This window comes from Citrobacter sp. wls613 (assembly GCF_005281195.1).
In the GTDB taxonomy this organism is placed as follows: Bacteria; Pseudomonadota; Gammaproteobacteria; order Enterobacterales; family Enterobacteriaceae; genus Citrobacter; species Citrobacter gillenii.
In genome coordinates, this window is sequence record NZ_SZXN01000036.1 from 104880 (window position 1) to 111911 (window position 7032).

Genomic DNA, 7032 nt, shown 5'->3' on the forward strand with positions numbered 1-7032 from the left:
GCAGTGCCTGAAAGCAGCAACGAATGCTGGTCGATGGACTTCATGCACGACCAGTCGGGTAGTCAGAACACTTGAGCAACTCATCGCATGGAAGGGAAAACCCGCAGCCATTCGGTGTGATAACGGACCGGAATATACAAGGAGGATACTGATGTCATGGGCCGCACAGCAGAATATAAGCCTTCGTTTTATTCAGCCCGGCAAACCTCAGCAGAATGCCTATATTGAGCGATATAACCGGACAGTGCGTTATGACTGGCTGGGGCAGCATCTGTTTTCATCGCTGGATGAATTGCAGAGCTATGCCACGCAGTGGCAATAGTTTTATAATCAAGAACGATCAAATATGGCGTTGAATGGCTACACACCGATGCAGCATATACAACGCATGGCCTGACTCTACTTATTGCCTCCGTTAAAAATGGGGGGGATTACCGCTCTTGCCGAGGAATCAAAACAAAGGAGCGAATTGGTTCGGCGTAAATCAAGTCTATTCCGTTGGTTCTACAGGCGCCGCATTGCAGAACTTGAAACTGAACTTCCCCAAACCCAAGAAGAAATTTCTCGTCTCGTGTCTTGGGAAGACAGCACTAAAATTTCTATAACCTTCGAAAACAGTGATGCCTCACAGCGAGCGTACGCAGCGATGGTTCGTACATTCGACGTATTAAAATCGAGTGTCAAAAAATGGGATATTACTGCGGATAAGGCTACGGACCAGTTTGCCGAAAGGACGTTAGCCACGCGATCTGTTAATCGTCACCCCGTTACCTTCGATTTCAGTTCTACTGACCTTACTCAGTTTGCAGGGCGCGCGATGCGGTTTGAAAATGTCAATGGTGACGATATTTTGCTTTATCCAGGTGTTGCTGTTTTACCTCGCACCGATGGGGCATTCGCATTGATTGAGTTGCGGGAATTACAAATTAGTGCTGAACATCGGGGATTTCATGAGGAGGAGGGGGGGGCCGAGTGATTCCACTATAGCTGGGCATACATGGGCGAAAACGAATAAGAATGGCTCACCAGATCGTCGATTTAAAGACAACTATCAAATCCCCATTTGTATTTATGGGAATATTACTTTTCAGTCTCAAACCGGGGTGACCGAAGAATACATGGTGTCGAATGCCGATGCCGCCCAAGCCTTTGCAGAGGCAGTCAAGCGCTATCAGAACGCGCTCACTGAATCAGAGGCGTTGGTTTAAGGCTTACTTTGACATTGTCATCCTGGCCACGCTTACCGTGAATAACCGCGGGTTACAATCGATCAAAACTTCACACGAGTTCTTAAAATACACAGAGTCCACGCATCCTGTCGGGGACTCCCTAATATATACATAGATTAATATAACCTTATGCAATATATGGGGAAGTGCTCATAAGGAGTCTCGCATACAATAAACGTAGTGTGAGTGAGGTGCTAACTTTTGGGGGACTGATTACATTCGCGTCGGCTTTGGGGGCAACCATAGCTCATGTCTGCAAAAAAATAATCAATTCAATAAAAGCAAGGGGTAGTCATGTCAATTTTGGATTTTTTTATTCTCATTCTTATCCTCGTCCCGCTTATCGTGGTTGGTGTTGTTGCCCGTTCCCGCGGGCGCAACGTTTTAGGGTGGTTATTTCTGAGCGTGGTGCTTTCACCTACAGTCTTTGCCCCATGGGTCATAGTGATTATTTTGCTGGTGGCAAGACGAGGGGACTCCGATAAGTCTACGGCGCGTGAAAAGCTGGATGCCAAACACAGTGAAGATGCAACCGCAGTAGCCGAGTACGAAGCGTTGGCCCCATTATTCATCGCAAGATACTTGGAAGATGAATCAAAGCACGCTGCAGTAACTTCTCTGGCAGAGACGTTTGAGGCAATTGGTGATCCGTACTCCGACAAAGTTGCCGTGGTACAGAAAATCAAGCTCCTGCTACCTCTGATGTAACGAATATCGATACCTAGGTGCAAATATCTCACCACAAGTGAGGCCAGAACCGAAAATGAAAACAGGAAGCAACATTTGGCACTAATTATCGGAGCATCTCGGGGACTTTAAACACCAACTTAACTGAACTTTTAGCGCTGGAAGGTAAAACGGAAAATCCCGAAAAGATGAATATCATTCCTTTGGGATGAACAACATGTCAATTAACGAAAACATGATAGTGATTTACGTTCCGGAGTCCCTGGTTCCCGGTTTGCGTGAGTTAACCGGTCCGGTTTTGTTTGATATGGATAAGCTAAGAGTGGACAGCGGGTTTGCTCTGGCTCCTGATGAGTTCGTCACCAGTCTCAGGATGCTGGCGGAAGCTGAATTGATGTCTGGATATCAAAAGAATTCCATTACTATAATCCCTGAAGGGCTGAACACCCTGACTGAGTCAAAGTTGCGCCAACCGGAGTACGCGATGGCGCATAAAACTGAAGTAACCTATTCTCGCCGTCCTGTACAGGGCGGTGCTTTTGTTCGCGCAGGAGGTACAGTATGAGCAAAAAGCTCACTTACAAAACCAAAGCTGAGCAAAGGCACCTGGACCGCGTTGTGGCGCTGGGCTGTATTGTTTGCCGCAATGAAGGCCTCGGTGAATCCCCTGCAGTTATCCATGATGATGATGTCGATTTTGTCGAGCAATGTGTGTTGCAGGCATTTGATGTGAATGATCCGGTTTACATTATCGGGGTGAGTTATTACACCACGCGAAAAAAAATCTCAGACCTCACACGGGATTTGCAGGAGATAGCCCCGTGGTTAACGTCTCATGAAGCCAGAGAAAGAGTGAAATGGTGTCTCCAAATCTTCAAAGCCAAAGTTTTTTTGGTGGCTAAAAATCAGGATAAATAGACCAAATGTGCTTATTTTCTGTGAAATCATTGAAAATGACTCAGGAAAGTTGATACTCCATTCATGCTTGGCAGATCTGCGCCGGATGGCAGCGACAAAAAGCGACAATCAGACAAATTTCAAAAGCCTCGCCAGCGCGGGGTTTTTACTTTCCGGCGATACGACAGGGGTATTCGCGAGATGCAATGCATCAGTATCCATGTCATAGCATCGATCTGTAAGATAATCAATTACTCAGTAACAACCTGTTTTCAAATGATTTTTGTCTTTTAATGGCTTTTGCTTGATTGTTCCGTTAAGTAATGGATAGAATGCGCCCATCGCCGCCCTTGGCGATGGGCGCAAGAGTGCTCTTCACTGATTTTTTACAATTAGGGAAGGTGCAATATGCCTATTCTATATTTCGACGATAGCTATTCAACACGATATTCCTGCAATAAATATACAGATTGGATGGGAAATCTTGTATATCCAATCATTCAGAAAGTTTATGTTTCTAACTATCAAGAAGATGATGGTTCTGTATATGCTGTTTATCCTGACACTGGAGTTGAATTTTGTATGTCTAGGCTTGAACTGGATGATACTAGAGAAACCTATTTAGAAGTTAGGCAAGCACCACCATGGTTTATGCACTGGTCTCAGGAAGATAGGATGAATAACAAGAATCTTCCAACGCTGACGGAAATGTTATATTATTAAGTTGATTGGTTTATATTTGGCCCCAGGACTCTGGGGCTTTTTAGATTACAGTATGCCGTCAATATCAACATGTTCATCTTCTTTAGGTTTACTTATCCTTCTTATTGAATGGAGTTGCTCATTGTCACGAACTTCAGCATGAAATATTAATCCCTTAAAAATACCCCTGTCACTTTTAATTAGCTCTGCTTTTTCTATTTTTTCTATAAATTTAGGAATGTAATGTTCTGGTAAATGTAATGCTATTATTTCTCCATAGCGATGCGGCGCTAGATTATTGGCATTGGCTTTTTTATCTCTGCTGAATTCGAGAACCTTGCAATGAAGAATGCAATAACAAGGATTCTTTGAATATTCATACTTTATACCTTGCAGGGTATATCTACCGCTGACTATATAATTTTTTTTCATCGAATTATCTCGTTTAGACAGTTGCACACACAATCTTACGATATCAACATGGGTGACTTTTCACCAGAAAATACCTAGATATTAAACCCTGAACCGCATTTTGAGCAAAATTCTGTAACCCCCTTCTTTCTGTATCAGCTAGTTAATTTTACTCTGTGGATTTGCTGAAAAAAAGTAGTGACTATGTTTCCCCTGCGTCCGGGGATTTTTTATTCGAATACGCGCCCGCCCAATCAGCCTAATCAATCGCATACCCTGACATTGTTGGGCGAGGCGCTATCTTCTGGTGATAAACATGCCATACAAATCAAGTATCGCTGACTGGTTCACTCAGTTGATGGGTAATCCCCCGGAGTGGATGAAGTTGCTCTTTATCGTTGTCCTGGGGGAATTAGCTCACTGGATGTACGGCGGTGGTCGAATCCGGGAACGCTGCGCTGACGCTATAACCTGCGTATTGTTGTTTTACCTGGTTCGACCCTGGATACCACAACTCCCGCCAGTGATGGGCGTTAAAATTCTTCCTGGCTCTGTGGCCATCATTCTCGCTCTGGTCGGAGGCTCTGTTTGTGCTGGGATTCTGGCATGGGTACCGTTCGCACCGAATGGGCCAGCGGCAGCCGCAACCCGGATCCGCATTACCTGAATGTTGCAGCACGTATGCTTCGCCAGTTGGGTTTCTTTGTGGTGAGCGTTGCCGATACAGAGCCATGCGTTGAATGGATTGTGGGGCCAGCACCAGCCGCTGATTTAACGCTGCATAAAGGTGATCTGAGCCTGACGCAACTGTGCACACTGTACGAACATGCCGCCTGCGTTGTGTCGCCGGTTGGTTTCTCCATACCGGGGTGGGGGCAGTCCAACTATAGGGCAGGATCGTCTACCGGGGTGGGGTCAGTCCACAGATTCCTCATACAGAGAGGGCATTACTGCCTCACCGCAAACGTAACAACAAAATGCTCTTTTGCTTTCAGAACGAGAAAAGGGAATTGGAAATCAAAGTCGGGAAATTTGCCGCCACCACACTGTATGTAAAGATATGGCAGCGGTTGACTGGCGAATGTTTGAAGTGTGAGTCTTGAATGACTGCCACTCGCGGCGGGTTGTACTTACCCAGTATGATGAATCAGAGATGTTTAATCTGACACCAGCCAGAACTCAGCCTCTTCAAACATTTCCTGAACGGTTCGGCTTATCTGTTCTTTCTCGTGCTTACTGGCATCTGTGTTGATCCCCGGTAGTGTCATCATCGGTTTAACTCGAACATCCGCATCCGGGAAGAGTCGGTGAACCCTCTTACTCAACTCACCTAAAATAATCTCCTTTGCACCCGGTAAACCCTCAAAATTTCTTTTGTCATAAACGAGTTCCACAAACATTGCACACTGCCTTTCTGGTGGATGAATATACAGTATTTATACTGTGTTTTTATCCACTATTCAAGAGGGCGTTAACGTGGGCATCCCTTCAGTTGCGACTGATATGTGCAATGGTCGCTGAAGTCCGGATTGAGCGATGACGGGCTCACCCGAATCCATACCTGACCAACCTGAAGAACGGCAATGTGTGATGACCGCTCCGTGAAAGAGTACGAGAAAGACCGTTTTCAATATTGCTCAATGAGGGGGATATCCTTATATTTGATTGAGTTGTATTGTTTTAACCCCTTATTCTACTGACATCGAGCAACGCTTGATTCATTAAAATATTCTGAGTAAACGGTATGAAGAAACCAAGCGACCATAAAAATGATCGCCTTCCGAAGCCAAGAACGAACTTTTCTGATCCCGATGTGAGAAAACGTGTCGTTGAAGGGTTGAATGATTCTGCAGCAAACGATTTTATTGCCCTTATTAATTGGCTGAGAATGGGTAAAAACGCAGGCGAGGCCATCCCTTTGGCGAAATGTCACAGCCTTCGTAATACGATTTCCAGGCTTGAAGCCCTAAAATGTGGTGTAAAAACCGATTGGAAAGACGTGCTCAAACTGATGGAGCGTACAATACAAAATAGCCACCAAGTTAAAGATATTGCGTCTGACCCATCGCAAATTGCCACTGGAATTATCAAAAATATGCATGAGATAAGCCAGAGTATAGCGTCAGGGAGCGCAACGCCTGAAATGCTGGCAAGGCTTCATAAAATGCATCAGATCACCTCCAGTCTGAAAGGAAGTGAAGATCTGACAAACAGTATTAACATGCTAATAGAAAGCACGCAGGATGCTTTGCGTGGCTATACGAGTCAAAAAGCAAAACCTAAGGTCAGGAAACCCATTAAGCAAAATTATGCCCAACGTGAAGATATGATACTCCGCAGCGAGTGTGAGCCTTTAATTGGCTTGAATGACATTTTCATGATAGCAAGTCGCCTTATTTCTATGTCAACTCGATTGGGTTGCTCTCCTGTGACCTTGGCAAAACGAGTAGATGCTTTGAAAGGTGTAATTAACCCTGAAATTATGCCCGAATTGCTCGATCTCCTTCAGCAGGATGTCGAGCTGATGGCCCAGACTGTTCCGCTCCAGGTCAAAGATGATAATAGCCGTAGTGATGGTGGAAAACTTGTTGGATTGACGGGGATAGTCGAAGGCGGATCTTCTATAGGTGTTGAAGCTCAGCGAATAATCACAGCAGAGCTTAAAAGGCTTCCCCCGCTGACCAATGCTCAGCGAATATCTTTTGACACAGCGCGTGCAAGCTTGGCCTTAGAATGTGACACATTCAAGGTTATTGAAGAGATCAGGCGTATTGCAGCTTGCTTTAAATGGAGGCCGTTGGCTGTTGCTGCCTATGTTGCACACAAATCTCTTGGAATCAGGGCTGATATTGCTGGAGACGTGATTACCCTACTAGCGCAAGATGAGGCACTTTTAGAAAGTGCTAAATGCCCGTACTCATCCGGCCAACCGCAATCCAGTTGAGGTAGCGCTTGCGACATGCTTTACGTTCTCCGTTTTGTATCAGTAAAACCTCGCCTTGGTGTTCGGCTTGTGTGGATTCAAGTCCCATTCTAATTGAATAATTAAATCAATAAGCCGTGTCGTGAAACGTAAGCGTCGTCTCAGCACCGTCTGGCAGATCCT

The 7032-nt window shown here is 45.3% G+C and carries 7 protein-coding genes and 3 pseudogenes; 8 read left to right on the forward strand and 2 right to left on the reverse strand.

Annotated features, from left to right (window positions below; translation table 11 throughout):
- The 6 genes and pseudogenes from FDX01_RS23590 to FDX01_RS06265 form a co-directional block, all read left to right on the forward strand.
- Positions 1-397: pseudogene (locus FDX01_RS23590) on the forward strand (integrase core domain-containing protein); the annotation flags it as partial.
- Positions 398-436: 39 nt separating this feature from the next.
- Positions 437-1208 (forward strand): annotated as a pseudogene (locus FDX01_RS06245) (hypothetical protein); the annotation flags it as partial.
- Between the two features lie 315 nt (positions 1209-1523).
- Positions 1524-1937, forward strand: coding sequence for a hypothetical protein (locus FDX01_RS06250; RefSeq protein ID WP_137399432.1), 414 nt, complete (start codon positions 1524-1526; stop codon positions 1935-1937).
- A 196-nt stretch (positions 1938-2133) separates the two neighbouring features.
- Positions 2134-2481: a hypothetical protein gene (locus FDX01_RS06255; protein ID WP_137399433.1), complete on the forward strand. Its 348-nt coding sequence runs from the start codon at positions 2134-2136 to the stop codon at positions 2479-2481.
- A 110-nt stretch (positions 2482-2591) separates the two neighbouring features.
- Positions 2592-2834 (forward strand): annotated as a pseudogene (locus FDX01_RS06260) (hypothetical protein); the annotation flags it as partial.
- 387 nt (positions 2835-3221) lie between these two features.
- Complete coding sequence (locus tag FDX01_RS06265; RefSeq protein WP_137399435.1) at positions 3222-3536, forward strand: hypothetical protein; 315 nt, start codon at positions 3222-3224, stop codon at positions 3534-3536.
- 45 nt (positions 3537-3581) lie between these two features.
- Here FDX01_RS06265 and FDX01_RS06270 read toward each other — a convergent pair whose 3' ends face one another.
- Complete coding sequence (locus tag FDX01_RS06270) at positions 3582-3947, reverse strand: hypothetical protein (RefSeq protein WP_137399436.1); 366 nt, start codon at positions 3945-3947, stop codon at positions 3582-3584.
- 295 nt (positions 3948-4242) lie between these two features.
- Between FDX01_RS06270 and FDX01_RS06275 the strand changes: the two genes are divergently transcribed.
- On the forward strand, positions 4243-4593 hold the full coding sequence (locus FDX01_RS06275; RefSeq protein ID WP_137399437.1) for a hypothetical protein: 351 nt from the start codon (positions 4243-4245) through the stop codon (positions 4591-4593).
- Between the two features lie 490 nt (positions 4594-5083).
- Here FDX01_RS06275 and FDX01_RS06285 read toward each other — a convergent pair whose 3' ends face one another.
- Positions 5084-5326 (reverse strand): DinI family protein, encoded by a 243-nt coding sequence (locus tag FDX01_RS06285; RefSeq protein WP_096757486.1) that lies wholly within the window; start codon positions 5324-5326, stop codon positions 5084-5086.
- A 344-nt stretch (positions 5327-5670) separates the two neighbouring features.
- Here FDX01_RS06285 and FDX01_RS06290 point away from each other — a divergent pair, with 344 nt between their 5' ends.
- Positions 5671-6870 (forward strand): hypothetical protein, encoded by a 1200-nt coding sequence (locus tag FDX01_RS06290; protein ID WP_137399438.1) that lies wholly within the window; start codon positions 5671-5673, stop codon positions 6868-6870.
- Positions 6871-7032: the final 162 nt, after the last annotated feature.